Below are 2,009 nucleotides of genomic sequence, written 5' to 3' on the forward strand. Positions count from 1 at the left end.
GTTAGCCGAGGGCGCGCAGTCCGGCGGCGAGCGCGGCGGCGTCGGCGGCCGGGGCGAACCAGTCGACGTCCTCGTGGTCGCGGGTCTGCTCACCGAGGAAGAAGTCCATCGCCCAGCCGCCGCGCAGCCAGACACGGGAGCCGAGACGGCGGGCGAGGCCCACCGTCTCGGCGATCTGCGCGAGTTGCCCGTCGGCGCGCTTCCGGTCCATGGACCCCACCTCCACGGGTCCGGACGCTATACCCGCCGCAGCCCCTTCGTCGCGGGATATTCCGTCAAGGCACGGGTCTCAGTCCTTGACCGCGCCGGCCAGCCCGGAGACCAGCTTGCGCTGCACCGCGATGAAGAAGATCAGCACCGGAACGGTCATCAGTGTGGAGGCCGCCATGATGCCGCCCCAGTCGTTCTCGTCCGGCTTGAAGAACACCAGCAGCGCCGAGGGGAGGGTCTGGTTCTCGGTCGCGCTGATGATGAAGGTCTTGGCGAAGACGAAGTCGTTCCACGCCGCGATGAAGGAGAACACGCTGGTCGCGGCCAGCCCGGGGGCGACCAGCGGCAGCAGGATGGTCCACAGGATGCGGGCCCGGCTCGCGCCGTCGATCTGCGCGGCCTCCTCGATCGACGCCGGCACGGCGGCGACGAAGCCCCGCATCATCCAGATCCCGAAGGGCAGCGAGAAGGCCAGCTGCACCAGGATCAGCGAGGCCAGGGTGTTGAGCCCGATGCCCGGAGCGAACCGGCCCGCGTCGCGGAACATGAAGAACAGCGGGATGGTCAGCGCCTCGACCGGGATCATCTGGGCGATCAGGAACATCACCATGATGGTGGTGCGGAAGCGGAACCTGAACCTGGTCACCGCGACCGCCGCGAGGAAGACCACCAGCGCGGAGAGCACCACCACCGACAGCGCGATCACCAGGCTGTTGACGAAGTACCGGCCGAAGCCGTCCACGCTGAGCACCTGACGGAAGCTCTCCAACGTCGGGTGCGCCGTCCAGGGGCGCGGGTTGAGCGACTGCACCTCGCCCTTCGGCTTGAAGGCCGAGAGCACCATCCAGAAGATCGGGAAGGCGGTGACGACGGCCACCAGGAGGGCGGTGGTGTTGGCGCCCAGGCGCCAGCGGCTACGGGCGTTCACAGTTCGTTCCCCGTCCTGCGCAGCGAGCGGATGTAGAGGACGGTCGGAATCACCAGGATCAGCAGCATGATCACACCGATGGCCGCGCCGAGCCCGTACTGGGAGGAGGCGAAGGCCTTCTGGTAGGCGTAGACGTTGAGCACCAGGTTCTGGCCGGCGATGCCACCGCCCTCGGTCATCACGTAGATCTGGGTGAAGACCTTGAAGTCCCAGATGACCGACTGGATCACCACGATGGTCAGGATCGGCCGGAGCATCGGGGCGGTGATCCGGCGGAAGGTGGCCCAGGTGCCGGCCCCGTCCAGCGCCGCCGCCTCCAGGACCTCGGTCGGGATCGCCTTGATGCCCGCGTACAGCGTCACCATGACGAACGGGAAGGAGTGCCAGACCACGACGGCGCCGACGATGAGGAAGGCCGTCCACTTGTCGTAGAACCAGTTGTACTCGTGGAAGCCGTCCAGGCCGATGCCCACCAGGGTCTTGTTGACCAGGCCGAGGTTGGTGTCGAACAGGAAGCTCCACACCGTCGAACCGGTCATCGCCGGGGCCGCCCAGGCCGCCATCGCGGCGGTGGTCAGCACCAGCCGGGGCACCCGGCCCACCCTGGTCAGCAGCACCGCGAGGGTGGCGCCGACGGCCAGCGTGGCGACCACGCAGAACGCGGCGAAGCCGATCGTCTGCAGCAGCACCGACCAGAACTGCCCGTCGCTCAGGATCTTCTGGTAGTTGCCGAAGCCGACGAAGCTGGTCGGCACACCGCCGGAGGCCTGCGCCTGGCCGAAGTCCAGCACGGACAGCAGGCCGAGCTGGTAGATCGGGTAGGCGACCAGCGGGATCATGATGACCGCCGCCGGCAGCAGGAGCAGCAGCG

3 protein-coding genes are annotated in these 2,009 nt (G+C 68.1%); all 3 read right to left on the minus strand.

Annotated elements, in window-relative coordinates:
* Position 1 precedes the first annotated feature (1 nt).
* Positions 2–211, minus strand: a complete 210-nt coding sequence (locus ABD308_RS31365; RefSeq protein WP_344342562.1) for a nucleotidyltransferase domain-containing protein — start codon at positions 209–211, stop codon at positions 2–4.
* 78 nt (positions 212–289) lie between these two features.
* Entirely contained in the window at positions 290–1,138 is an 849-nt protein-coding gene (locus ABD308_RS31370) for a carbohydrate ABC transporter permease (protein ID WP_344342563.1), read from the minus strand.
* Positions 1,135–2,009, minus strand: an 875-nt coding sequence (locus ABD308_RS31375; RefSeq protein WP_344342564.1) for a carbohydrate ABC transporter permease, incomplete at its 5' end; no start/stop codon positions are given. The genes ABD308_RS31375 and ABD308_RS31370, both read right to left, overlap by 4 nt.

Origin of the sequence: Kitasatospora putterlickiae, assembly GCF_039527695.1 — a bacterium.
GTDB lineage: Bacteria > Actinomycetota > Actinomycetes > Streptomycetales > Streptomycetaceae > Kitasatospora > Kitasatospora putterlickiae.

Excerpts from the sequence above, each read along its gene's own strand:
- ABD308_RS31365 (WP_344342562.1), bottom strand. The coding sequence starts at position 211 with ATGGACCGGAAGCGCGCCGACGGGCAACTCGCGCAGATCGCCGAGACG.